Here is a 24,816-nt window from a genome sequence, read left to right on the forward strand (position 1 = left end):
CACCTTGCACCGCCGCTGCGTCAAAAGCCGTCGCACGGAAGGTCAGCACCAATTTTTCCGCATTGGCTTGCGCGGTTTCAAATGCATTACCTGCATAAATCGGACGTACAAAAGTCGTGTTATCTACAATCTCGGTCAAATCAGAAATTTGCGGTACGTCTAATAAGGCGGCTACGCGGGGCAAAAGGTTTTTACCGAATGTGGTTGCCGTTGCTGCAACATAGCGGTAATCCGCCGCCAATTTGACAACCAGCGGAGCCAACTCTTCAGCCAAACCTTCAGCATAATGGGCAGCATCTGCAACCAAAACTTTTGCCACTCCCGCTACTTGCTTCGCGAACTCCACGACGGACGATGCGCCGTTTCCGGCAACCAATAAATCGACTTTGCCTAGTTTTGCGGCAGCGGTAACAGCATGCAAAGTGGCAGGATTCAACTGTTTGTTGTCGTGTTCGGCAATAATCAATACGCTCATTTCAGTCTCCTCAAATCACTTTGGCTTCGTTTTTCAATTTTTCAACCAATTCGGCAACGCTTGCTACTTTTACGCCTGCCTGACGCGCTTTAGGCTCGGCGAATTTCACCGTTTTCAGACGAGGTGAAATGTCAGCAACCAAATCGGCAGGAGCCAGTTTTTCCAAAGGTTTTTTCTTCGCCGCCATAATATTGGGGAGTTTGACGAAGCGCGGCTCGTTCAAACGCAAATCTGCACTGATAACAGCGGGCAATTTCAATGCTATGGTTTCTTCGCCGCCATCAATTTCGCGCACAATCTGTACTTCATCACCTTCAATTTGTACTTTTGAAGCAAATGTACCTTGCGCCGCATTCAGCAAAGCTGCCAGCATTTGCGCCACTTGATTGGCATCGTCATCAATCGCTTGTTTACCCAAAAAGAAAATTTGCGGATTTTCTTTGTCCGCAACAGCTTTCAGCAGCTTGGCAACTGCCAGCGGCTCCAATTTTACATCGGTTTCAACATGAATTGCACGGTCGGCACCCATAGCCAAAGCGGTACGCAAGGTTTCTTCGCATTTTTTCTCACCCAAAGAAACCGCTACAATTTCGCTTACTTTTCCGGCTTCTTTTAGTCGGACAGCTTCTTCCACAGCAATTTCGTCAAACGGATTCATCGACATTTTGACATTACCGATATCTACATCCGAACCATCGGCTTTTACACGAACTTTGACGTTGTAGTCTACTACGCGCTTTACCGCGACCAGTGCTTTCATTGAATTCTCCCAAAAAGAACGTTGCTTTCACTATTCAGCGAAGCCAAACCTTCTTCCCTATAAAATCAAATCCGTTTTTTCTTAAAAACGAATTCATTCAGAAATCTTTCGGATAATGCTTGCCGATTATACCATTTTTAAAGCATTTACTCAGGCTAGCGGATATACATTCCTGTATCTAATAAATTGGAAAATATCATGCCGCCATATCAGTTTTAGACGACCCTTTAGCCTTTATCTGCTGCAACACAATCCATCAGCGTTTGATAAACCAAATCTGCGGTCGGAATCTGCCCGATATTGCCCACATTTTTTGCAATAGCCGAAACTTGAACGCCTGTTTTAATCGGATCGGTATCGGTATAAATGCCGACCACAGGTTTTTCCAAGGCATTTGCCAAATGCAGCAAACCGGTATCCACACCGACAATTCCGACCGCGTGTTTCAGCAGATACGCTGCCTGCAATAAATTCATTTTAGCGCACACCATGGCAAACGGCAGCCCGTCTGCAATCTGTTCCGCACGCGCTTTTTCAGCTTCATTTCCCCAAGGCAGATAAACGTTGCATTGTTGCTCTCCGTTCAGTTTTTGCAGCAACGCTCGCCAGTTTTCCACAGACCATAACTTACCGTCCCGGCTGGTCGCATGCAAAGCCGTATAATACGGTTGAGCTAAATTTTTCAGACAGCCTGCTTCAGGAACAGTCAAACCAAATACCTGCATTTCAGGCATCACATACCCAAACACTTGGGCAAACAGTTCACGGTTGCGCCAAACGGCATTTTTTCCCTTCGGTACAGCGTATGTTTTTACATACGCCAAAGCAGCCCATCCCTCGCGCGCACTGTTTTTATCCAAACCACAAATCGGAGATTTTGCCATTTTAGCGAAACACGCGCTTTTAATCAGACCTTGACTGTCCAATACGAAATCAAATACTTCCTGCCGCAAAGTCTGTTTCAGATGACCCATTTCCCACCAAGTTTCAGCCCGAAAGAGATGTTTGCGCCATTGCCGCCATTTCATCACATGGATTTTTTTTACAAACGGATGCAGGCGCGCAATATCTGCAAATCCAGCCTCACATAGCCAATGCAGTTCTACATCAGGACATTGTCGCGCCAAATCTTCGATTGCGGGCAAAGTGTGAATTAAATCGCCCATACTAGACAAGCGGACAAGCAAAATTTTCATATTTAGGAAGGGTGTTTCACGTGAAACAATTTTAACTTATTGATTATTAATGTATTTATTTATTTCATCAGCGTTTTTTAAGATGATTGCCCCGGCAGAATGCATTTCCTGCCATGCTGTTTCAATGGTTTCCGGCGCAATACCCCGACAAGCCGCTTCATTGACGACAACCTGCCAACGACCGCCTTTGAGTAACTGCAAAACCGTTGTTTTAACACAATAATCCGTAGCTAACCCACCGATAATAACCGTATCCGTATTTTGACAACGCAGCCATTCAATTAATCCAGTGCTTAGTTTTTCCTCAATATCGTGAAAACACGCGCCATAAGGATGCAATTCGGGATCAACACCTTTCCAAACGCAATAATCGTATTCTTTGGCAGAAGGCAGCCCGTCCAACAATTCATAGCCGCGCGTACCGACCATTGCATGAGCCACCCAAGTCAAATCCGCATCAGGCAAACCTGTCGGTTTCAACATACCAACAGGGTTATCCACAAGCCATTTCGCCGCCATATGATGCGCATCTTTCGTCATCACGCGCAAATCCGCCAAAGCGGCTTGGGCATTCAACTCCTCGACAATCAAATGCCCCTCGTTCACAGGCAGCTCGTCAGGACACAAAGGCGTAAAAGTTTTTTGTGCATCAACATCAATGGAAACAATCATCTCATTACTTCTTCACTTAAAATCGTCATTCTCTATTTTACGAATAACAAAACTCTTACCTTCTTTATTTAAGGAGTACAATTCATCTAGGTGGATATGATATGTCATATCCACCTCCTCCATTTTAGCTATACCTAAGATGCTCCTTGCTAAAAGCTGTAATCCAATTTTATTACCCAAAATTTCAATCTCACCTCCTATAGGTGAGATCTGAAAGGAAAGATAACAACCTGACTTGGGTGTAATATACGGGATCCCCTCTTCGTTATAGCGAACCGTTATGCTTCTTTTTTTATCAATACTCCAATGCCTTTTCAAGATCGTCTTGGACACGAGGATTCTGTGCTACTTTATTTCAACGCGATTAAAATGCCCTGTATTATAACAAATTACTGCCCGAAAGCGGTAAAACCGGCTGTGATAAGATAAGGTTTTTTCCAAAAAACTTACCCACAATCTTATGACTTATACCATTACCCCCATCGGCACCGCCCGCTCGCCCTACAAACAGAAATTCGGCATCGCCCGCCAGCCCGGTTTGGTCTCCGCCGCAGAAGTCTGCATCGAACTGAATCCTGAATTTACCGCAGACAGCGTACGCGGACTGGAACACTTCGACTATGTGTGGATAAGTTTTATTTTTCACGGCGTATTGGATGAAGGCTGGGCGCAAATGGTGCGCCCGCCACGGCTCGGCGGCAAACAAAAAATGGGCGTATTCGCCACGCGCAGCCCCCACCGCCCCAACCATCTCGGACTCTCACTCCTGAAACTCGAACGCATCGAAACCGGCAAACCCGTCCGCCTCTATTGCAGCGGCGCAGACCTGCTGGACGGCACGCCGATTGTGGACATCAAGCCTTATATCCCCTTTGTCGAATCCAAACCCGATGCCGCATCCGGCTTCGTCAGCGGCAAACCCGTAGAGTTGGAAGTCGTTTGGCAGGAAAACATCGGCGCGGAAAATTTATCTGCAAATACCAAAAACCTTATCAGCCAAAGCATTGCCCAGGACCCGCGCCCCGCCTATCAGGATATTCCCGAACGGATTTATGTGATGAATATTGCGGATTACGAAGTTAGGTTTCAAATCAAAGGAAGCCGCGCGACGGTTATTGGGATAAGTTTTGTGTGAAATTTTATTCACAATTCTATTAAAAAAGGTCGTCTGAAAAATTTTCAGACGACCTTTTTTAAATTATCAACTCTTTTTTGATTGCTACCGCAATCTCATAAGCTAAATTAACAGGTACAGCATTACCTATCATTTTGTACGCATCATTAATATTTTGATAGATAAATTTAAAATCATCAGGAAAGCCTTGAACCCTCGCTACTTCACGCACAGTCATCCTACGATAAAGAGCTTCTTTTCCAACTACAAAACGGTAGTCATTTAGTCCATGTTTCTCCATTTTTGGAGCTTGTGGATGAAGCTGGCATTGCCGCCCCGAAGCCTGAACTGTAAATGCTTGTTCATGCCATGCTTTCACACGGTTCCTGCTCATAAAAATTGGGGAAAAACTACCTATAAAATATTCGTTGTTATTAATAGCATTAGGATTAGCTTTATTTTGAAAAGCCGCAGGAACGGCTGTATCTTGTAAATCCCAAATAATATCTTTCAATGTTATCTTATCTTCATCTTTAACTGTCGAACCTGTTGGAAATGAGAATTTGATTTTCAAATCTTTACGAAAACCAATATAGAAGACTCTCTTACGTTCTTGAGCCACACCATAATCTTTGGCATTTACCATAGTCAGGCTTACATCGTACCCACATTCATCAAACATTTTCAGTAAATTTTGTACCGCTTCATTATGGCGGTTTGCAAGCATACCGCTAACGTTCTCAGCTAAAAAGAACTTAGGCTGCTTACTTTTCAAAATACGGATATAGTCGAAAAACAATTGACCCCGCTCATCATCAATACCTCGCAAAGCCCCTGCTTCCGACCATGACTGACAAGGAGGACCTCCGATAATACCATCGATTTCATCAGGAAAATCTTCTTCCTTAATACTACGTATATCGCCTTCAATTAAATGTGTTTTAGGATGATTAGCCTTAAATGTTGACCAAATAGTTTTATCATATTCGTTTGCAACAGGCACTTCAAATCCTGCTTTTTCAAAACCTAAATCTAAACCACCACAACCGCTAAATAAACTAATTATCTTCATCTGTTCCTTTCATTGAAAAATATTACAATCTTGCGTGTTTTTATCATTTAAATCATCTGTATTTTGAACACCTAAGTTAATTAGGCATTGTTTTAATTGTTTCGCAACTTTATTCCCATTACATTGAAATGGTTTATCAAAAATCAATTCATGAGTCAGTTTTCCATTAACAACTTCCCATTTTACTTGAACTGCAAGTGGTCTATCTCCATCAAATTTATCTTCGAAACTTCGATAATTAAGTGCTTTACAGGCAAAATAAATATTAGGATTATTCCTAACATATTCATCTAATGAAACAATTTTATCCAGTATTTCTTCAGTAGACGAAAATTCGTCTCCTATCAGAATATAATTCGCAACACCAGAGTTTGGAATAATTACCCCATTTACACTCGCATTTTTCTTTTCTTCATCTAGATTATTACCTACGTAAATATCTAATAATTGTTCAGTAGTTAAATCTACTTTATCTGATAATTCCCCGTTTAATTTATTAACAAGTTCAAACTTCCAACCAAGCGTAATAGATCCATTGTCTGTCCTACCCTTGCTTTTTTTAAAAATTAGATTTTTATCTAAAAATTTCCTACGAATATTTGTTGTTGAACTTTGAATAATTTTTGCCCAATTATTTCCAAAAATCATTTCAGCTCGGTCTGCTTTAATTTTATTTTCTACAAAATCAGCATTACTTTTCTTGTATGAAATTTTAATTTCTCTTATTTCTTCAGATGATTCACTTTTTAATAAAATATAAATATCCGTTTTAGGTTCGCCGTTTCCGCAAGTAGGTTTACCTACAGTCTGTACACACCATGATTGACCGTTGAAACAAACTGCCTGACCAATTTCAAAATAAGATTGAATATCTCTTTCTGCCTGAATAAAACTAGCCATTAATTTCTCCATTTTATATTGATTGTTACTTATACTCTACAAATTTATATATCTTCAAAAAATTGATGAAATGTAATTCCTAAAGCATTAATGATTTTTTCCATATTTTTCATGGATACATTTCTTTTTCCTTGTTCAATGCCTGCAAGATAAGTCCTATCAATTTCAGCCTTCAAAGCAAATTTTTCTTGGCTTAGATTCTGAGCCTTACGCAATTCTCGAATTCTTGCTCCAATTTTTTCTAGTACCATTTCAACCTCCGAATTCAAAACAATTATCCTTTTTGTTACATATAAAGCAACGGACTATAAGTAACAAAATATTGCAATGATTACTTAGTCAATAAGAAAAAAGGTCATCTGAAAACCTAGATTTAGGTTTTCAGACGACCTTTTTTCTTAACTTATCCACAGACTGGTTTACCCAATCCGAAATCCTTTAAATTTTGCCTGCGAAGTATTCCAAAGTGCGGACGAGTTGGCAGGTGTAGGACATTTCGTTGTCGTACCAGGCAACGGTTTTCACCAGTTGTTTACCGCCCACGGTCATCACGCGAGTTTGGGTTGCGTCAAAGAGCGAGCCGTATTCGATACCGACAACGTCGGAAGAAACAATTTGATCTTCGTTGTAACCGTAAGATTCGCTGGCGGCGGCTTTCATCGCGGCGTTGATTTCTTCTTTGGTTACAGGGCGTTCGAGGACGGAAACCAATTCGGTCAGCGAGCCGGTGGCAACAGGGACGCGTTGGGCGGAGCCGTCGAGTTTGCCGTTCAATTCGGGGATAACCAGACCGATGGCTTTGGCGGCGCCGGTGCTGTTGGGCACGATGTTGAGCGCGGCGGCGCGGGCGCGGCGCAAATCGCCTTTGCGGTGCGGCGCGTCAAGGGTGTTTTGGTCGCCGGTGTAGGCGTGGATGGTGGTCATCAGACCTTCGACTACGCCGAACTCTTTTTGCAGGACTGCCGCCATCGGGGCAAGGCAGTTGGTGGTGCAGGAAGCGGCGGAAATGACGGTTTCGCTGCCGTCCAAAATGTCTTGGTTTACGCCATATACGACGGTTTTCACATCATTGCCGCCAGGTGCGGAAATCACGACTTTGCGCGCGCCGGCACGGATGTGGGCTTCGGCTTTGGTTTTATTGGTAAAGAAGCCGGTACATTCAAGGACGACATCCACACCCAACTCGCCCCAAGGCAATTCTTCGGGATTCGGATTGGCGAAAACTTTGATTTCTTTACCATTTACTACGATGGCATCGTCTTTTAATTCAGCAGTACCTTGGAAACGGCCTTGTGTGCTGTCGTATTTGAAAAGGTGCAGCAGCATTTCGGCAGGGGTCAGGTCGTTAACGGCGACAACTTCGATGCCGTGGGCTTTTTCAATTTGACGCAATGCGAGGCGGCCGATACGGCCGAAACCGTTAATCGCTACTTTTATGCTCATGTTTATACTCCAAACTGTGAAACGAAATTTCAATACCCGCATTGTAGTCTGAAATAAAGTTACATTCCACTATTACATCTAACTACTTGCCGCTTATTTGATATAGATAAATTTTGCTGTTTGCACAGATTTCCAAAACTTTTACCATCAATATTTGAATTTAAAATTTTAATGATGATTTTGATGATTGCGGATCTGCTTGTGTATAAGTAGCAAATATCCAATATTTTCATTACCTTTTCGTCAAATAAGTTTGAGTTTAAGGCTTGCCGTATAGGACAGATAAACGTGGATGTTTTTTGACTTAATAATATCCCTGTGGATAACTTTGCTGTTTTCCTACTTGTCTCCACAACCTTATTGACAGGCTTACGGTCAGTCTCATTCCGTCGAAGACAAAACCTTTTGCTACAATACCGTTTTCCTAATGATAAGGCAGCCCCATGTCCAAATCCGCCGTTTCCCCAATGATGCAGCAATACCTCGGCATCAAAGCGCAACATACCGACAAACTGGTGTTTTACCGCATGGGCGATTTTTACGAGATGTTTTTCGACGATGCGGTAGAAGCGGCAAAACTTTTGGATATTACCCTGACCACGCGCGGACAGGTGGATGGCAAGCCGGTCAAAATGGCAGGCGTGCCGTTTCACGCCGCCGAACAATATCTGGCGCGCCTGGTCAAGCTGGGCAAAAGTGTGGCTATTTGCGAACAGGTCGGCGAAGTCGGGACGGGCAAAGGGCCGGTGGAGCGCAAAGTCGTGCGCATCTTAACGCCCGGCACGCTGACCGATTCCGCATTACTGGAAGACAAGGAAACCAACCGCATCGTTGCCGTGTCCCCCGACAAAAAATACATCGGTTTGGCGTGGGCATCGCTGCAAAGCGGCGAATTCAAAACCAAGCTGACAACTGTGGATAAATTGGACGACGAACTGGCGCGCCTGCAGGCGGCGGAAATTCTGTTGCCGGACAGTAAAAACGCGCTGCAACTTCAGACGGCATCGGGTGTTACGCGCCTGAACGCGTGGCAGTTTGCCGCCGACGCGGGGGAAAAACTGCTGACGGAATATTTCGGCTGCCAAGATTTGCGCGGCTTCGGGTTGGACGGCAAAGAACACGCCGTTGCGATTGGCGCGGCAGGTGCGCTGTTGAACTATATCCGCCTGACGCAAAACCTGATGCCGCAACACTTGGACGGCCTGTCGCTCGAAACCGACAGCCAATATATCGGCATGGACGCCGCCACGCGCCGCAATCTCGAAATCACGCAAACCCTCTCCGGCAAAAAATCGCCGACCCTGATGTCCACGCTCGACCTTTGCGCCACCCACATGGGCAGCCGCCTCTTGGCTCTCTGGCTGCACCACCCTTTACGCAACCGCGCCCACATCCGAGCGCGCCAAGAAGCCGTTGCCGCGCTGGAAAGCCAATACGAACCCCTCCAATGCCGTCTGAAAAACATTGCGGACATTGAACGCATTGCTGCCCGCATCGCCGTCGGCAACGCCCGCCCGCGCGATCTCGCCGCCCTGCGCGACAGCCTGTTTGCCTTGTCAGAAATCGACTTGTCCGCAAACGGCAGCAGCCTGTTGGAAACCCTCAAAGCCGTTTTCCCGGAAAACCTATCCACAGCCGAACAGCTCCGCCAAGCCATTTTGCCCGAACCTTCCGTCTGGCTGAAAGACGGCAATGTCATCAACCACGGTTTTCATCCCGAACTGGACGAATTGCGCCGCATTCAAAACCATGGCGACGAATTTTTGCTGGATTTGGAAGCCAAGGAACGCGAACGTACCGGTTTGTCCACACTCAAAGTCGAGTTCAACCGCGTTCACGGCTTTTACATTGAATTGTCCAAAACCCAAGCCGAACAAGCACCTGCCGACTACCAACGCCGGCAAACCCTCAAAAACGCCGAACGCTTCATCACGCCGGAGTTGAAAGCCTTTGAAGACAAAGTGCTGACTGCTCAAGAGCAAGCCCTCGCCTTAGAAAAACAACTCTTTGACGGCGTATTGAAAAACCTTCAGACGGCATTGCCGCAGCTTCAAAAAGCCGCCAAAGCCGCCGCCGCGCTGGACGTGTTGTCCACATTTTCAGCCTTGGAAAAAGAGCGGAACTTCGTCCGCCCCAAGTTTGCCGACTATCCGGTTATCCACATCGAAAACGGCCGCCATCCCGTTGTCGAACAGCAGGTACGCCACTTTACCGCCAACCACACCGACCTTGACCACAAACACCGCCTCATGCTGCTCACCGGCCCCAATATGGGCGGCAAATCCACCTACATGCGCCAAGTCGCGCTGATTGTTTTATTGGCACACACCGGCTGTTTTGTGCCTGCCGATGCCGCCACAATCGGGCCCATCGATCAAATCTTCACCCGCATCGGCGCATCGGACGACCTCGCCTCCAACCGCTCCACCTTCATGGTCGAAATGAGCGAAACCGCCTACATCCTGCATCACGCCACAGAACAAAGCCTTGTTTTAATGGACGAAGTCGGACGTGGTACTTCCACTTTCGACGGCCTCGCCCTCGCGCACGCCGTTGCCGAACACCTGCTGCAAAAAAACAAATCCTTCAGCCTGTTTGCCACCCACTATTTCGAGCTGACCTACCTGCCCGAAGCCCACGCCGCCGCCGTCAATATGCACCTTTCCGCGCTCGAACAGGGACAGGACATCGTGTTCCTGCACCACATCGAACCCGGCCCCGCCGGCAAAAGCTACGGCATCGCCGTCGCCAAACTCGCCGGCCTGCCTGTACGCGCATTGAAATCCGCCCAAAAGCATTTGAACGAACTGGAAGACCAAGCCGCCGCAAACCGTCCCCAACTGGATATTTTCAGTACTATGCCGTCTGAAAAAGGAGATGAACTGAATGTGGACAACTTTGTGGACAAAGCAGAGGAAAAACATTTTGAAGGTATATTGGCAGCAGCCCTGGAGAAACTCGATCCCGACAGCCTGACCCCGCGCGAAGCATTGTCAGAACTGTACCGTCTGAAAGATTTGTGCAAATCCGTATCTTAATTTCCGTTGTCGGAACAGCATCAAACCATATGGAAAAATCTGTGGATAAATATTATCTGACAGGAAGTTTCCAAACATAAAAAATGCCGTCCGAACAGCTCAGACGGCATTTGTCCATTCGGCTTAAACCTTATCCACATCCAAACGCATAACCGTAACCCATTCACCGTTATGGAAATGTCGCCCGACAACCGCCCAGCCGAATGATTCATAAAATATTTGCACATCAGGCGTATAAAGATACAAGAACTTTATCCCCAGCGAACGCGCTGCGCCTATGCAGTGGGCGACCAGCCTCCTGCCAATGCCTTTTCCGCGATATTCAGGTAAAACAAAGACATCACCCAACCAATATTCATACTGTGGAAAACTTTCCATATCATGCCGCTTGACCGTAGCCGAACCCAACAGGATTCCGGAATCATCCACAGCCGCAAATGCCAGCGGCAGTTCGTCATCCTTCAAACACCTGCCGTAATAGGCATGAATCTTATCCACAGAAGACCACGGTTCAAATCCGTGCCACTCCTCAAACAACGCCTGAACCAACCTGCCGATATGCCCGGCTTTCAGCCGTGTAATGAAAACAGTATTGTCCACAAAGAGGGAATTCATCGGTCAATTCCCCGCCGCTTTCGTTCCCCCTGCACCATAAACCGCATTCCAAGCATGGTCCAAACGCACTCCGATTTGCCTCAGCTCTTCAGCCTGCCGGGCTTTTTGCGCCATTGCTGCAGGAATTTCCGCTTCCAAACGGTTAATATCCGCCTGTGCAGCCTGCAACCGTCTGCGCGCATCTTCCAAATCCGACTGCATCCCGATAATTTTTCCATCAAGATTGTTTTGTTTTTGCAATAAGGCACGGTAACCGGATTGGATACTGAGCAAATTGTCTTCAGCATCCCCTGCCCATACACTGGTAGAAAAAACAACCATCAGAAAATAAAATATTTTTTTCATTTTTAACTTCCGTTTAAATGCCGTCTGAAGCCGTACTCCGACATCAGACGACATTGCCCACACCTGTGGATAACTTAAGCGCGGATACGTTTCAACACTTCTTCTTTGCCGATTAATGCCAACACGGCATCGACGCTTGGGGTTTTCGCCGTGCCGCAGACGGCCAGGCGCAAAGGCATACCGAGTTTGCCCATTTTGATGCCTTCTTCGTCACAGAAGGGTTTGAACAAGTCGTGGATGGCTTCGGCGGTCCAGTCTTCCAAACCTTCGAGGCGTTCGGCAAAGCGCAGCATACGGACGGCGGCTTCGTCGTCCCAGTGCTTCTGCACGTCCGCTTCGGCAGGCGTTTGTTTGACGTAGAAGTAGAGGCACTCGTCGGCAAGCGTGTTCAGGTCTTGGGCGCGGTCTTTGACCAGTGCCAACACGTCTTCCAAAGCAGGCTTGCTTGTTTCATGGATATCGCGCAGGGCAAGGCGCGGTTTCACCATTTCGGCCAGTTTTTCGTTGGCGGTGATTTTGATGTGTTCGCCGTTAATCCAGTAGAGTTTTTTCAAGTCCATACGGCTTGGAGACGGGGAAACGTCTTTCAAATCAAACCATTCGATGAATTGTTCCATCGTGAAGAACTCGTCGTCGCCGTGCGCCCAGCCCAAACGCGCCAGATAGTTGAGCATGGCTTCAGGCAGGATGCCCATTGCGCCGAAATCGGTGATGGCAACGGTATCGCCGCTGCGTTTGGAGATTTTTTTGCCTTGTTCGTTGAGAATCATCGGCAGGTGGCCGTATTCTGGCAGGTTTGCGCCGATGGCTTTTAAGATGTTGATTTGTTTCGGCGTGTTGTTCACATGGTCATCACCGCGGATAACGTGGGTAACGCCCATATCATAGTCGTCCACGACAACGCAGAAGTTGTAGGTCGGCGTGCCGTCGGCGCGGGCGATAATCAGGTCGTCGAGTGCTTCGTTGGGGATGGAGATTTCGCCTTTGACCAAGTCTGTCCATTTGGTCACGCCGTCCAAAGGCGTTTTGAAGCGGACGACGGGTTGCACGTCGGCAGGGATTTCGGGCAGGGTTTTGCCTTCTTCCGGCCGCCAGCGGCGGTCGTAAGTCGCCGTGCCTTCTTTTTCGGCTTTCTCGCGCATGGCTTCCAGCTCTTCTTTGCTGCAATAGCAGTAGTAGGCATGGCCTTTTTCTAAAAGTTCGGCAATGACTTCTTTATAGCGGTCGAAACGGCGGGTTTGGTACACGACGTTGTCGGCGTTGTCGTAATCGAGACCGACCCATTTCATGCCGTCAAGGATGATGTTGACGGATTCGGCAGTAGAGCGCGTCAAGTCGGTGTCTTCGATACGCAATAAGAACTCGCCTTTGTGATGGCGGGCAAACGCCCATGAAAACAAGGCGGTGCGAACGCCGCCAATGTGCAGGTAGCCAGTAGGGCTGGGGGCGAAACGGGTTTTGACGGTCATGATGGCTCCAGAATCTTTAAAACGGCTTATTTTACTGTTTTTACCGTGCTTAAGCATTAAAAATGCCGTCTGAAGCTTACTTGCGGATAAGTTTCAGACGGCATTTCTTTGTTTTCAACCAAACAGCCAATTGAAAAAACGCCTCCCCCATTTTTCCAAACGGTAAAGGGTAAGGGCATATCCTTCATGAAGGATAAAATTTTTCTTTCCGCTCGCGGTATCAAAACGTGTCGTCGGCGTGGCGGAAACATAAACCCGAACCCCTAAATCCTCGGCCATTTCCGCAGCACGGGCCAAGTGATAGGGATCGCTGACGATTACCACACTGGAAATACCGTTGGCCTGTAAAATCGGACGGATGTTGTTCAGATTTTCATAGGTATTGCGCGACGTGTTTTCAAATAAGATATTGTGCGCCGGAACACCTTGCTTGAGCGCGTACCGCCGCCCGACTTCGGCCTCCGTCATGTAACCCTTTTTACTTCTGCCGCCGGTAAAAATAATTTTACCGACCCTGTGCCCCTGATAAAGCGCGATGGCATGGTTGATACGTTCCCGAAAAACAGGGGACGGGCGTTTGTCCCATGCGGCAGCTCCCAAAACCAATGCGGCATCCGCACGGGTATCAGTGGGTAAAACTCCTTCATTCAGCCGATACACTGTCCAAACGGATGAGGCAAACAACGAGGCAAACAAAAAAAACCAAAAGCAAAAACCGCCGAGCAGGTAATAGCGCAACCCTTCACGGCTGCGAAACAGCCGTTTTTTCACAATATCGCTTCAATATTTTCCAAAGGCCTTCCGATGGCAGCCTTACCGTTTGCCAAAACAATCGGACGCTCCAACAGGGCGGGATGATCGGCAATGGCACGCAGCAGTGCGTCATTGTCCAAATTGGGGTTGTCCAAACCCAATTCCTTATACAAATCATCTTTCACGCGCATCATCCCGCGCGCCGATGCCAAGCCCAATTTGTTGAAAATATCCTTCAATTCGGACAAGTCGGGCGGCGTATCCAAATATTTGACCACTTCGGCAGCAATGCCGCGTTCTTCCAATAGGGACAAGGCGGCACGCGATTTGCTGCAACGCGGATTGTGGAAAATTTTGATTTCAGACATGACATTTCCTTACTTCTCGACAATCCCCTTATTATCGGCTTACGCAGGATTTTACTCAATATCTCCCTTCGAACCATAGACAGCCGTACCAAACGGTTTACAATACCCCAATCCATATACGGAGGACAAAAAATGAAACACTTACCGCTTGCCGCAATCGCACTTGCCGGCGTACTGGTTTCCCATACCGCCTCGGCAGACGAACTGGCCGGATGGAAAGACAACACCCCGCAAAGCCTGCAATCGCTCAAAGCCCCCGTACGCATCGTCAACCTTTGGGCGACTTGGTGCGGCCCGTGCCGAAAAGAGATGCCCGCCATGTCCAAATGGTACAAAGCGCAGAAAAAAGGCAGCGTCGATATGGTCGGCATCGCGCTCGACACATCCGACAATATCGGCAACTTCCTCAAACAAACTCCTGTTTCCTACCCGATTTGGCGTTACACCGGGGCGAACAGCCGAAACTTTATGAAATCCTACGGAAACAATGTCGGCGTACTGCCCTTTACCGTCGTCGAAGCACCGAAATGCGGATACAGGCAGACCATTACAGGGGAGGCAAACGAAAAAAGCCTGACCGAAGCCGTCAAACTCGCCCATTCAAAATGCCGTTAAACGCCGGATGCCGTCTGAAGCCGCTTCAGACGGCATTTTTCCAACCCGACCTTCAGTATCCGCCAAACTTATCCACTATCTAAAAACAGGCGGAATCTTTATAATCGGCACTGTCTTACCTATTGTTCAGACGGCATATCCCTGCGGACGCAACCGCCCGAAACGATATGCCGCCCTTCCTTACAGGACCTCCTATGATCCGTTTCGAACAAGTTTCCAAAACCTATCCCGGCGGTTTTGAAGCCCTGAAAAACGTCAGCTTCCAAATCAACAAAGGCGAGATGATTTTTATCGCAGGACACTCCGGTTCAGGCAAATCCACCGTCCTCAAGCTGATTTCGGGCATTACCAAACCAAGCAGGGGCAAAGTCCACTTCAACAACCAAGACCTCGGCACACTGACCGACAACCAAATCGGCTTTATGCGCCAACATATCGGCATCGTGTTCCAAGACCACAAAATCCTCTACGACCGCAACGTCCTGCAAAACGTCATCCTCCCGCTGCGGATTATCGGTTATCCGCCGCGCAAAGCCGAAGAACGCGCCCGCATCGCCATTGAAAAAGTCGGCTTAAAAGGGCGAGAATTGGACGATCCCGTAACCCTCTCGGGCGGTGAACAACAACGCCTGTGCATTGCCCGAGCCGTCGTTCACCAGCCCAGCCTGCTGATTGCCGACGAACCCTCAGCCAACCTCGACCGCGCCTACGCGCTCGATATTATGGAATTGTTCAAAACCTTCCACGAAGCAGGAACTACCGTCATCGTCGCCGCCCATGACGAAACCCTTATGGCGGACTACGGACACCGCATCCTGCGCCTCTCGAAAGGACGTCTCGCATGAGCATCATTCACTACGTCTCGCTGCATGTCGAATCCGCACGCACCGCACTCAAACAACTCATGCGCCAACCTGTCGGCACGATACTGACCCTCCTGATGCTCGCTGTCGCCATGACGCTGCCGCTGTTTATGTATTTGGGCATCCAAAGCGGACAAAGCGTGTTGGGCAAACTCAACGAGTCGCCGCAAATCACAATCTATATGGAAACCGCCGCCGCACAAAGCGACAGCGATACCGTGCGCAGCCTGCTGACGCGCGACAAACGACTCGACAACATCCGCTTCATCAGCAAAGAAGACGGTTTGGAAGAATTACAGTCCAATCTCGACCAAAATCTGATTTCCATGCTTGACGGCAACCCCCTGCCGGATGTCTTTATCGTTACCCCCGACCCGGCAACCACTCCCGACCAAATGCAGGCAATCTACCGAGACATTACCAAACTGCCTATGGTCGAATCCGCCAACATGGATACGGAATGGGTACAGACACTGTACCAAATCAACGAATTCATCCGTAAAATTTTATGGTTTCTTTCACTGACGCTGGGGATGGCGTTCGTCCTTGTCGCGCACAACACCATCCGCCTGCAAATCCTCAGCCGAAAAGAAGAAATCGAAATCACCAAGCTGCTCGGCGCGCCCGCATCGTTTATCCGCCGCCCCTTCCTTTATCAAGCCATGTGGCAGAGCATTCTTTCCGCCACCGTCAGTCTGGGGCTTTGCGGCTGGCTGCTCTCCGCCGTGCGCCCGTTGGTCGATGCCATCTTCAAACCCTATGGGCTTAATATCGGCTGGCGTTTCTTCTACCCGGGAGAAATCGCGCTGGTGTTCGGCTTCGTCGTCGCACTGGGGATATTAGGGGCATGGCTTGCCACCACCCAACACCTGCTCGGTTTTAAAGCCAGAAAATAATCCTGATAAAATGCCGTCTGAAGCCGTTTTCAGACGGCATTTCAATTTGCCAGTATAATGGCGCATTTTTCCAACAAGGAACCTACCATGCTGACCCTGGAACAAGTAAAAGCCATGATTGAAGGCGTGGCAAAATGCGAACATATCGAAGTAGAAGGCGACGGACACCATTTTTTCGCCGTCATCGTATCATCAGAATTTGAAGGCAAAGCACGCCTTGCACGCCACCGCCTGATTAAAGACGGACTCAAAGCCCAACTGGAAAGCAACGAACTGCACGCACTTTCCATTTCGGTTGCCGCCACTCCGGCGGAATGGGCTGCCAAAGCACAATAACCGCCACACAAAAATGCCGTCTGAAACCATTTCGTTTCAGACGGCATTTTTTTTTATATCAAACCGCTTACGCGCCGCGTTTTTCCAAAGCGGCTACGGCAGGCAGCTCTTTGCCTTCCAAGAATTCGAGGAACGCGCCACCTCCGGTGGAGATGTAGCCGATTTGTTCGGTAACGCCGAATTTGGCAATCGCCGCCAGCGTGTCGCCGCCGCCCGCAATCGAGAACGCTTTGCTTTGGGCAATGGCTTCGGCAAGGGCTTTCGTGCCGCCTGCGAATTGGTCAAACTCAAACACGCCGACCGGCCCGTTCCAAACGACCGTGCCTGCGGCTTTGAGCAGTTCGGCAAGCTCGGCGGCGGATTTCGGGCCGATGTCCAAAATCATATCGTCTTCGGCAACGTCGGCAATGTCTTTCACGACCGCTTCGGCATCGGCGGCAAAGGCTTTGGCAACGACGACATCGGTCGGCAGCGGCACAGAACCGCCTTTGGCCGCCATTTTCGCCATAATTTTTTTGGATTCTTCCACCAAATCGTGTTCCGCCAAAGATTTGCCGATGGCTTTGCCTTCCGCCAACAGGAAGGTGTTGGCGATACCGCCGCCGACAATGAGTTGGTCAACTTTATCCGCCAGCGATTCGAGGATGGTCAGCTTGGTGGACACTTTGCTGCCGGCAACAATCGCCACCATCGGGCGCGCGGGCTGTTTCAAGGCTTTGCCCAAAGCGTCGAGTTCGCCCGCCATCAATACGCCGGCGCAGGCAACGGGCGCGGCTTGGGCGACGGCTTCGGTCGAAGCTTGGGCGCGGTGCGCGGTGCCGAAAGCGTCGTTGACGAACACGTCGCACAAAGAAGCGTAGGCTTTACCCAGTTCCAAATCGTTTTTCTTCTCGCCCTTGTTGATGCGCACGTTTTGCAGCATCACGACATCGCCCGCGCTCAAAGCCGGTTTGTTTTCGCGCCAGTCGTTCAATACTTTCACGTCTTTGCCCAACAGGCTGCCCAAATGCGCGGCAACGGGCGCAACGTCGTCTTCAGGATGGAACTCGCCTTCGGTCGGGCGGCCCAAGTGGGTCATCACGATGACGGACGCGCCGTTGTCCAAGCAGTATTTGACGGACGCAAGCGAGGCGCGGATACGGGTGTCGTCGCTGATTTTGCCGTCTTTGAACGGCACGTTCATATCGGCGCGGATGAGGACGGTTTTGCCCTGCACGTTTTGTTCGGTCAGTTTTAAAAATGCCATAATCAGTCCTTTTCAATCAGTGTTTGCGATACAGAAACAATTGATGCCGTCTGAAGGCTTCAGACGGCATCGCAACCCGATCAGCCGGATACGCGCTCGATTTTCGCGCCGACGCTGCCGAGTTTTTTTTCAATATTTTCATAACCGCGATCCAAATGGTAAATCTGTTCGACCACGGTTTCGCCGCGCGCCGCCAAACCGGCGATAACGAGGCTTGCGGACGCGCGCAAATCCGTCGCCTTGACGACTGCGCCGGAAAGCTGTTCCACACCCTGCACAAATGCCGTATTGCCCTCGGTTGTAATGTTCGCCCCCATTCGGTTCAACTCGGGGACGTGCATAAAGCGGTTTTCAAAAATCGTTTCTACCACGCGGCAGCTTCCCTCTGCCACGGCATTCAATGCCATAAACTGCGCCTGCATATCCGTGGGGAAACCGGGGTGGACGACCGTGCGGATGTCCACCGCCCTCGGACGCTGCCGCATATCGATGGCGATCCAATCGTCGCCCGCTTCAATCAGTGCGCCCGCCTCAACCAGTTTGTCCAACACCACTTCCATCGTTTTCGGCGCGGCATTCCGCAAAACCACCCTGCCGCCGGTTATCGCCACCGCGCACAGGAACGTCCCCGCCTCAATCCGGTCGGGGACGACGCTGTGTTCGCAGCCGTGCAGCTCGTCCACACCATCCACGATCATGGTCGATGTTCCGATGCCGCTGATTTTCGCGCCCATTTTAACCAGGCATTCCGCCAAATCGACCACTTCAGGCTCGATGGCGCAATTTTCCAAAACCGTCGTACCTTCCGCCAGCGTCGCCGCCATCAGCAGGTTTTCCGTGCCGCCGACGGTAACGACATCCATCGCCACGCGCGTACCTTTGAGTTTGCCTTTGGCCTTGACGTAACCGTGTTCGATGACGATTTCCGCCCCCATCGCTTCCAAGCCTTTTAAATGCTGATCGACGGGGCGCGAACCGATGGCGCAGCCGCCCGGCAGGCTGACTTGCGCCTCGCCGAAACGCGCCAGCGTCGGGCCAAGCACCAAAATCGAGGCGCGCATAGTTCTGACCAGCTCATACGGAGCGCAGGTATTGTTTACCGTACCGCCGTTGATTTCAAATTCGCTGATATTGTCGGTCAGGACGCGCGCGCCCATCCCCTGAAGCAGCTTTTGCGTGGTTTTCACATCTGCCAGCATAGGGACGTTTTTCAGGCGCAACGTACCCGATGTCAGCAAACCCGCGCACATCAGCGGCAATGCCGCGTTTTTCGCGCCCGAGACCGTTATTTCCCCGTTGAGCGGGCCGTTTGCGGAGATTTTCAGTTTGTCCACGTTTGTTCTTTCCTGGTGGGTACTTGTAATATTTCAATACTCGGGACAACGCATAAAGCATCACCCGATGAAGGTTGCAGAGGCGGAATTATAAGGGATTTTCGGGAAAAATACGGAAGCCGCACCAAAGAATTTGACGAAATGCCGCGCTTTCCGAACAAGGATTGTCGGAAAACAAAAAAAGCCGAGTTTTGAAAACTCAGCTTTTTTGTTTTATCTGGTGGGTCGTGAGCGATTCGAACGCTCGACCAACGGATTAAAAGTCCGCTGCTCTACCGACTGAGCTAACGACCCGATAAGCTCGAAATTCTATACATCAAGCCTGATGCTGTCAACCATTTTGTCGGCGTTCAGACGGCATTTTATTTATCAGGCTGTTTTTTCGTATAAATTAACGAGGTCAGTATCGATGCACCCAACGCACCGAAGACGACCGACAGCGAAACGGAAATCGGGATATGCACCCAATGCATTACCAGCATTTTCACACCGATAAAACCCAACACGAATGCCAAGCCGTATTTCAGGAAGATAAAGCGTTCCGCCACATCCGCCAGCAGGAAATACATCGCCCGCAAGCCCAGAATTGCGAAAATATTGGAGGTCAGCACGATAAACGGATCGGTGGTAACGGCAAAGACGGCGGGGATGCTGTCCACGGCAAACACGACATCGCTCAATTCAATCATGACTAGCACCAAAAACAGCGGCGTGGCGATTTTTTTGCCGTTTTCGACGGTAAAAAATTTCTCGCCGTGAAATTCCGTGCCGACCGGAACGACTTTCTTGACGGCATTCAGCAGCCTGCTGTTTGCCAAATCCCCTTCCTCATCGCCTTCGGGCTTCATCATGTGTATGCCGGTATAGAGCAGGAACGCGCCGAACAGATACAGAATCCACTCGAACTGCCGAACCAGTGCCGCGCCGACGAAAATCATGACGGTGCGCAATACCAATGCGCCCAATACGCCGTACAGCAGCACGCGGTGCTGAAACTGCGGTGCGACTTTGAAGTAGCCGAATATCATCAGGAACACGAAAATATTATCGACTGCTAACGATTTTTCCAAAATGTAGCCGGTAAAGAATTCCAATACTTTTTCTTTTGCGACTGCCGCGCCGTAGCCGGGATTGCCGGTGAGTTCGAAATACAGCCAGCCCGCAAACAGGCAGGATACAGCAACCCACAAGCCGCTCCATGCCAAGGCTTCTTTGATGCCGACTTTATGGCTGCCGTTTTTCTTCAGCGAAAACATATCCAAGGCAATCATGACCAGCACTGCCGTAAAAAAAACGCCGTAAAACAACGGCGACCCGATGCCGGGATATTCTGTCATGGTTCAATCTCCTGATTTGAAATGTAGTTGTGTTACCAGCTGATATAAAACATCGCTTTTGCCAAAAAGACAATCAGCAGCATATGGGTAAAGACGACGGCGTGTATGTATTTCGACCACCCGACGGTCAGCGTGGAACGCGCCATTTTGACGACGGCGATGGCGAAGTGCGCCAACACGCTGAACGCCAACAGGATTTTCAGCGTCAGCATCGTACCGAAGGAAGTGGCAAACGGTTCGCCCAATATAGGAAGGTAGCGGTTTGCCGCCATCACGATGCCGCTGGCGAACAGCAGTCCGACCACAAACGGCATCACCCTGACGGCGCGGTAAGACATTGCCTTTTCCACTTCGCGCCGCGCCTCGCGCGACACCCGTCCCGTATGCAGGACGGACAAAACCAGCACTTCAAAAAACACGCCGCCGACAAAGGCGATGGCGCAATACAGGTGGATGATGTGCGCGACGGCATAAATACTCATACGATGCTCCAACCGGAAAACTCGGATGCGGATTGTATCACTATCGCCCCCGATGTCCGCATACCGCTTCCCATACCGCCTCGGCGATTCTCGTGCCCGCTCCGCGATGTTGTGCGATAAAGCCGTCCACGCGTGCCTGCATCTGCATTCCCCCCCCCTCGGACGATAAGGTTTTTTCAACGGCTTCCCGCCACGCATCCGCCGATTCAACTTGAACCGCCGCACCCGATGCCAAGGCGTGCCGGCAGGCTTCGGAAAAATTGTAGGTCGAAAAGCCGAATATCGTCGGAACGCCGCAGGAAAGCGGTTCGATGATGTTCTGACAGCCCGAATCGACCAGACTGCCGCCGACAAAAGCGACATCAGCGCACAGGTAATACGCATACAGCTCGCCCATACTGTCGCCTATCCACACCTGCGTATCGGGTTCGACCGGCAAACCGTCGCTGCGCCGCTGAACCTTAAACCCGAAGCGTTTTGCCGTTTCAAATGCCGTCTGAAAATGCTCGGGATGGCGCGGCACGACGACCAGCAGGGCATCGCCGCGATATTGTTGCCACGCCGCCAGCAGTTTTTCCGCCTCGTCTTCGCCCCGATAAACGCGCGTGCTGCCGCACACAGCAACCGGTCGGCCTCCGATGCGTTTTTTAAACTGCCCCGCCAGCGTTTTCATCTGTTCAGACGGCATCAGGTCGTATTTGGTATTGCCGCACACCTGCACGGATGCTGCGCCCAATTTCGCCAACCGCGCCGCATCCGCCTCCGTCTGCGCCAGACAGCCCGTCAGCGAAGCGGCTGCAGGACGGATCAGGCGGCGGACTTTCAGATAACCGTTCAACGATTTTTCCGACAGCCGCGCATTCGCCAAAAACAGCGGCACACCCGCGCGCCGGCATTCCCTCATCAGGTTGGGCCAGATTTCGGTTTCCATCAAAATGCCGAACATCGGGCGGTGTTCGCGCAAAAACTGCCGCACCCACGTTTTTTTGTCATACGGAAGATAGCGGCATTGCGCATCGGGAAACAGAACTTGCGCGGTTTCCCGTCCCGTCGGGGTCATCTGCGTCATCAGCAGCGGCGCATCGGGAAAACGCCGCCGCAACTCGCGTATCAAGGGCTGGGCGGCACGCGTTTCTCCGACCGAAACGGCGTGTATCCAAACCGCGCCGGTAACGGGATTCGGATACGGCTTGCCGAAACGCTCGTCCCGATGCGCCCGATATGCAGGGGCACTTCCAGAGCGTTTGTCCAAATAACGCCGTATCCATATCGGCGCAAGCAGCCACAATACATCATAAAGCCATTGGAACATCTTTCTATTTCCTACAAAACAAATGCCGTCTGAACGGTTCAGACGGCATTTCGGCAACGGAATCAAATATCGTAGGTTGTCGAAGCGGTATCTCCGCCCTTGCCCGTCCAGTTGGTATGGAAAAACTCGCCGCGCGGTTTGTCGGTGCGCTCGTAAGTGTGTGCGCCGAAGTAGTCGCGCTGTGCCTGCAAGAGGTTGGCAGGCAGACGTTCGGTCGTGTAGCCGTCCAAGAACGTGATGGCGGATGCCGTGCAGGGCATAGGGATGCCGCATTCGACCGACTTGGCGACCACCCTGCGCCACGCCGGCAGGCAGTTTTCCAAAATATTTTTAAAATATCCGTCCTCGCCCAAAAACACCAAATCCGGATTATTTTCATACGCGTCACGGATATTGCCCAAAAACGCGCTGCGGATGATGCAGCCTTCGCGCCAGAGCAGGGCGGTGTTGCCGTAATCCAAATCCCAGCCGTAGCTTTCGCCCGCTTCCCGAATCAGCATAAAGCCTTGTGCGTAGGAAATGATTTTGGATGCAAGCAGGGCCTGTCTCAACGCCTCAACCCATTCTTGTTTGCCGCCTTCGACGGGCATAACGGTTCGGGCGAACAGCTTGCCAGTCTGCACGCGCTGTTCTTTGAACGACGAAACGCAGCGGGCGAATACCGCTTCGGAAATCAGCGTCAGCGGAATGCCCAAATCCAAAGCATTGATGCCCGTCCACTTGCCCGTGCCTTTTTGCCCTGCCATATCGAGGATTTTCTCGACCAGCGGTTCGCCGCCTTCGTCCTTATAGCCCAAAATTGCCGCTGTGATTTCAATCAGATAAGAATCCAGCTCGGTTTTGTTCCACGCGGTAAACACGCGGTGCATTTCGTCGTAGGACAGTCCCAAACCGTCTTTCATAAACTGGTACGCTTCGCAAATCAACTGCATATCGCCGTATTCGATACCGTTATGCACCATTTTGACAAAATGTCCCGCGCCGTCCTTGCCGACCCAGTCGCAACACGGTTCGCCCTGCGGCGTTTTGGCGGCAATCGCCTGAAAAATCGGTTTGACCGCTTCCCAAGCGCGCTTATCCCCGCCCGGCATAATGGACGGCCCGCGCCGCGCGCCTTCTTCGCCGCCGGATACGCCCGCGCCGACAAACAAAATCCCTTTTCCAGCAAGGTAATGTGTCCGCCGTGTCGTGTCGGGATAATTGGCATTGCCGCCGTCGATAATGATGTCGCCTTCTTCCAACAACGGAAGCAGTTGTTCAATAAAGTCGTCAACCACCGAACCTGCGCGAACCATCATCATGATTTTTCTCGGTTTTGCCAGCTTATCGACCAAGTCTTGCAGGGAATTCGCGCCGACAATATCAGTTCCCTTAGCCGCGCCGTTTAAAAATTCGTCCACTTTACTGGTTGTCCGGTTGTAGGCGACAACCTTAAATCCGCAATCGTTCATATTCAAAATCAGGTTTTGACCCATAACCGCCAAACCGATTACGCCAATATCGCCTTTCATTGCAGGAAGCTCCGTTATAGATTTAATTTATCGACTGCAACTCTACCTGATTTACACTTGTTTAACAATCCTTAACTTTTTAATTTTTTGAAAAGATGCCTTTACGCTTTACTGTGGCGTTCCCCTGAAGGGTTATAAATAAAATATAAAATTTAAATAATAAAACGATGATTATATTGATATGAAAAATTTTCTGTGGGTAACTTTTTTTTTATTTTAAAAATCATTGGGATTTCCGTTTTAAAAGGGTGTCGGTAAGGCGGATTCCCTTTTGTGCATGCCTGTGGATTGTTTTTCGTGAAGGATTGGTTTTGTGGATAGTTTGCTTGTTGTGCAGATGGCATCCTACTTTTCTTTACCGAATGGCTGCCGGCGCCTTTAAGAACGGGAATACTGTGGAGATTTGAGAGGGAAATGTGTTTGGAACTTGTGGGAATAGTAAGTTGACGGCACGAATGTCTTTTTTTCTGCATATTGGCAGAGTGTGCATCCGGATTTGTGTATAAGTGGTGGAGAAAATGAGATTTCCGGGTAAATCTCACAATATTTCAGTTAAATAGCTTTGGGTTGGTTGTGTATAAGTATAGTGGATTAAATTTAAACCAGTATGGCGTTGCCTCGCCTTGCCGTACTATTTGTACTGTCTGCGGCTTCGTCGCCTTGT

The 24,816-nt window shown here is 49.8% G+C and carries 25 protein-coding genes, 1 tRNA gene and 1 pseudogene; 6 read left to right on the plus strand and 21 right to left on the minus strand.

Annotated elements, in window-relative coordinates:
• From KEM39_RS05990 to KEM39_RS06010, 5 genes and pseudogenes are all read right to left on the minus strand, one after another.
• Nucleotides 1-475: pseudogene (locus tag KEM39_RS05990) on the minus strand (electron transfer flavoprotein subunit alpha/FixB family protein); the annotation flags it as partial.
• A 10-nt stretch (nucleotides 476-485) separates the two neighbouring features.
• Nucleotides 486-1,235, minus strand: coding sequence for an electron transfer flavoprotein subunit beta/FixA family protein (locus KEM39_RS05995; protein ID WP_118997824.1), 750 nt, complete (start codon nucleotides 1,233-1,235; stop codon nucleotides 486-488).
• A gap of 227 nt (nucleotides 1,236-1,462) precedes the next feature.
• Nucleotides 1,463-2,431: a lipopolysaccharide heptosyltransferase I gene (gene waaC / locus KEM39_RS06000; RefSeq protein WP_118997825.1), complete on the minus strand. Its 969-nt coding sequence runs from the start codon at nucleotides 2,429-2,431 to the stop codon at nucleotides 1,463-1,465.
• 36 nt (nucleotides 2,432-2,467) lie between these two features.
• Nucleotides 2,468-3,103 carry a nicotinamidase gene (locus KEM39_RS06005; protein ID WP_118997826.1) on the minus strand — a complete coding sequence of 212 codons (636 nt, stop codon included), beginning with the start codon at nucleotides 3,101-3,103 and terminating at the stop codon, nucleotides 2,468-2,470.
• Between the two features lie 12 nt (nucleotides 3,104-3,115).
• Nucleotides 3,116-3,436 (minus strand): Imm32 family immunity protein, encoded by a 321-nt coding sequence (locus KEM39_RS06010; RefSeq protein WP_052298005.1) that lies wholly within the window; start codon nucleotides 3,434-3,436, stop codon nucleotides 3,116-3,118.
• A 127-nt stretch (nucleotides 3,437-3,563) separates the two neighbouring features.
• Here KEM39_RS06010 and tsaA point away from each other — a divergent pair, with 127 nt between their 5' ends.
• Nucleotides 3,564-4,238 (plus strand): tRNA (N6-threonylcarbamoyladenosine(37)-N6)-methyltransferase TrmO, encoded by a 675-nt coding sequence (gene tsaA, locus KEM39_RS06015; RefSeq protein ID WP_025458136.1) that lies wholly within the window; start codon nucleotides 3,564-3,566, stop codon nucleotides 4,236-4,238.
• Between the two features lie 58 nt (nucleotides 4,239-4,296).
• Here tsaA and KEM39_RS06020 read toward each other — a convergent pair whose 3' ends face one another.
• The 4 genes from KEM39_RS06020 to gap form a co-directional block, all read right to left on the minus strand.
• Nucleotides 4,297-5,289, minus strand: a complete 993-nt coding sequence (locus KEM39_RS06020; RefSeq protein ID WP_003750644.1) for a DNA cytosine methyltransferase — start codon at nucleotides 5,287-5,289, stop codon at nucleotides 4,297-4,299.
• Nucleotides 5,290-5,298: 9 nt separating this feature from the next.
• Nucleotides 5,299-6,189 (minus strand): hypothetical protein, encoded by an 891-nt coding sequence (locus KEM39_RS06025; protein WP_025458135.1) that lies wholly within the window; start codon nucleotides 6,187-6,189, stop codon nucleotides 5,299-5,301.
• A 44-nt stretch (nucleotides 6,190-6,233) separates the two neighbouring features.
• Complete coding sequence (locus KEM39_RS06030) at nucleotides 6,234-6,440, minus strand: helix-turn-helix domain-containing protein (protein ID WP_025458134.1); 207 nt, start codon at nucleotides 6,438-6,440, stop codon at nucleotides 6,234-6,236.
• Between the two features lie 187 nt (nucleotides 6,441-6,627).
• Nucleotides 6,628-7,632, minus strand: a complete 1,005-nt coding sequence (gene gap / locus KEM39_RS06035) for a type I glyceraldehyde-3-phosphate dehydrogenase (RefSeq protein WP_002236266.1) — start codon at nucleotides 7,630-7,632, stop codon at nucleotides 6,628-6,630.
• A 443-nt stretch (nucleotides 7,633-8,075) separates the two neighbouring features.
• Between gap and mutS the strand changes: the two genes are divergently transcribed.
• Nucleotides 8,076-10,670: a DNA mismatch repair protein MutS gene (mutS, locus tag KEM39_RS06040; protein ID WP_118997827.1), complete on the plus strand. Its 2,595-nt coding sequence runs from the start codon at nucleotides 8,076-8,078 to the stop codon at nucleotides 10,668-10,670.
• 123 nt (nucleotides 10,671-10,793) lie between these two features.
• Here mutS and KEM39_RS06045 read toward each other — a convergent pair whose 3' ends face one another.
• The 5 genes from KEM39_RS06045 to arsC form a co-directional block, all read right to left on the minus strand.
• Nucleotides 10,794-11,285: a GNAT family N-acetyltransferase gene (locus tag KEM39_RS06045; protein ID WP_107863582.1), complete on the minus strand. Its 492-nt coding sequence runs from the start codon at nucleotides 11,283-11,285 to the stop codon at nucleotides 10,794-10,796.
• A gap of 3 nt (nucleotides 11,286-11,288) precedes the next feature.
• Nucleotides 11,289-11,684, minus strand: a complete 396-nt coding sequence (locus KEM39_RS06050; protein WP_118997828.1) for a hypothetical protein — start codon at nucleotides 11,682-11,684, stop codon at nucleotides 11,289-11,291.
• 20 nt (nucleotides 11,685-11,704) lie between these two features.
• Entirely contained in the window at nucleotides 11,705-13,099 is a 1,395-nt protein-coding gene (gene gltX / locus KEM39_RS06055; protein WP_118997863.1) for a glutamate--tRNA ligase, read from the minus strand.
• 114 nt (nucleotides 13,100-13,213) lie between these two features.
• The gene (locus KEM39_RS06060; protein ID WP_118997829.1) at nucleotides 13,214-13,870 is read right to left on the minus strand and encodes a YdcF family protein; all 657 of its coding nucleotides are present in this window, start codon (nucleotides 13,868-13,870) and stop codon (nucleotides 13,214-13,216) included.
• Nucleotides 13,867-14,220 carry an arsenate reductase (glutaredoxin) gene (arsC, locus tag KEM39_RS06065; protein WP_118997830.1) on the minus strand — a complete coding sequence of 118 codons (354 nt, stop codon included), beginning with the start codon at nucleotides 14,218-14,220 and terminating at the stop codon, nucleotides 13,867-13,869. The genes KEM39_RS06060 and arsC overlap by 4 nt, the downstream gene beginning before the upstream one ends.
• A gap of 132 nt (nucleotides 14,221-14,352) precedes the next feature.
• On the opposite strand from arsC, the gene KEM39_RS06070 reads away from it, so the two are divergent.
• The 4 genes from KEM39_RS06070 to KEM39_RS06085 all read left to right on the plus strand — a co-directional run bounded on the left by KEM39_RS06070 (nucleotide 14,353) and on the right by KEM39_RS06085 (nucleotide 16,930).
• Entirely contained in the window at nucleotides 14,353-14,835 is a 483-nt protein-coding gene (locus KEM39_RS06070) for a TlpA disulfide reductase family protein (protein ID WP_211709699.1), read from the plus strand.
• 194 nt (nucleotides 14,836-15,029) lie between these two features.
• Nucleotides 15,030-15,680, plus strand: a complete 651-nt coding sequence (ftsE, locus tag KEM39_RS06075) for a cell division ATP-binding protein FtsE (RefSeq protein ID WP_025458129.1) — start codon at nucleotides 15,030-15,032, stop codon at nucleotides 15,678-15,680.
• Nucleotides 15,677-16,594: a permease-like cell division protein FtsX gene (gene ftsX / locus KEM39_RS06080; protein WP_025458128.1), complete on the plus strand. Its 918-nt coding sequence runs from the start codon at nucleotides 15,677-15,679 to the stop codon at nucleotides 16,592-16,594. The genes ftsE and ftsX overlap by 4 nt, the downstream gene beginning before the upstream one ends.
• 87 nt (nucleotides 16,595-16,681) lie before the next feature.
• The gene (locus KEM39_RS06085; RefSeq protein ID WP_025458127.1) at nucleotides 16,682-16,930 is read left to right on the plus strand and encodes a BolA family protein; all 249 of its coding nucleotides are present in this window, start codon (nucleotides 16,682-16,684) and stop codon (nucleotides 16,928-16,930) included.
• 67 nt (nucleotides 16,931-16,997) lie between these two features.
• On the opposite strand, the gene KEM39_RS06090 is transcribed toward KEM39_RS06085, so the two are convergent.
• From KEM39_RS06090 to gnd, 7 genes are all read right to left on the minus strand, one after another.
• Nucleotides 16,998-18,176, minus strand: a complete 1,179-nt coding sequence (locus tag KEM39_RS06090) for a phosphoglycerate kinase (RefSeq protein WP_025458126.1) — start codon at nucleotides 18,174-18,176, stop codon at nucleotides 16,998-17,000.
• Nucleotides 18,177-18,256: 80 nt separating this feature from the next.
• Nucleotides 18,257-19,510: a UDP-N-acetylglucosamine 1-carboxyvinyltransferase gene (gene murA, locus KEM39_RS06095; protein WP_211709700.1), complete on the minus strand. Its 1,254-nt coding sequence runs from the start codon at nucleotides 19,508-19,510 to the stop codon at nucleotides 18,257-18,259.
• A 218-nt stretch (nucleotides 19,511-19,728) separates the two neighbouring features.
• Nucleotides 19,729-19,804: transfer RNA gene (locus KEM39_RS06100), tRNA-Lys, on the minus strand.
• Nucleotides 19,805-19,872: 68 nt separating this feature from the next.
• Nucleotides 19,873-20,847, minus strand: coding sequence for a TerC family protein (locus KEM39_RS06105; protein ID WP_196428233.1), 975 nt, complete (start codon nucleotides 20,845-20,847; stop codon nucleotides 19,873-19,875).
• Nucleotides 20,848-20,879: 32 nt separating this feature from the next.
• A complete protein-coding gene (locus tag KEM39_RS06110; protein ID WP_196428232.1) occupies nucleotides 20,880-21,329 on the minus strand; it encodes a CopD family copper resistance protein in 450 nt (149 codons plus the stop codon).
• 40 nt (nucleotides 21,330-21,369) lie between these two features.
• On the minus strand, nucleotides 21,370-22,641 hold the full coding sequence (gene waaA, locus KEM39_RS06115) for a lipid IV(A) 3-deoxy-D-manno-octulosonic acid transferase (protein WP_211709701.1): 1,272 nt from the start codon (nucleotides 22,639-22,641) through the stop codon (nucleotides 21,370-21,372).
• Between the two features lie 62 nt (nucleotides 22,642-22,703).
• On the minus strand, nucleotides 22,704-24,152 hold the full coding sequence (gene gnd, locus KEM39_RS06120; protein WP_211709702.1) for a decarboxylating NADP(+)-dependent phosphogluconate dehydrogenase: 1,449 nt from the start codon (nucleotides 24,150-24,152) through the stop codon (nucleotides 22,704-22,706).
• Nucleotides 24,153-24,816: the final 664 nt, after the last annotated feature.

The sequence above is a fragment of the Neisseria sp. Marseille-Q1983 genome, from assembly GCF_018224585.1.
Classification (GTDB): Bacteria; Pseudomonadota; Gammaproteobacteria; order Burkholderiales; family Neisseriaceae; genus Neisseria; species Neisseria polysaccharea.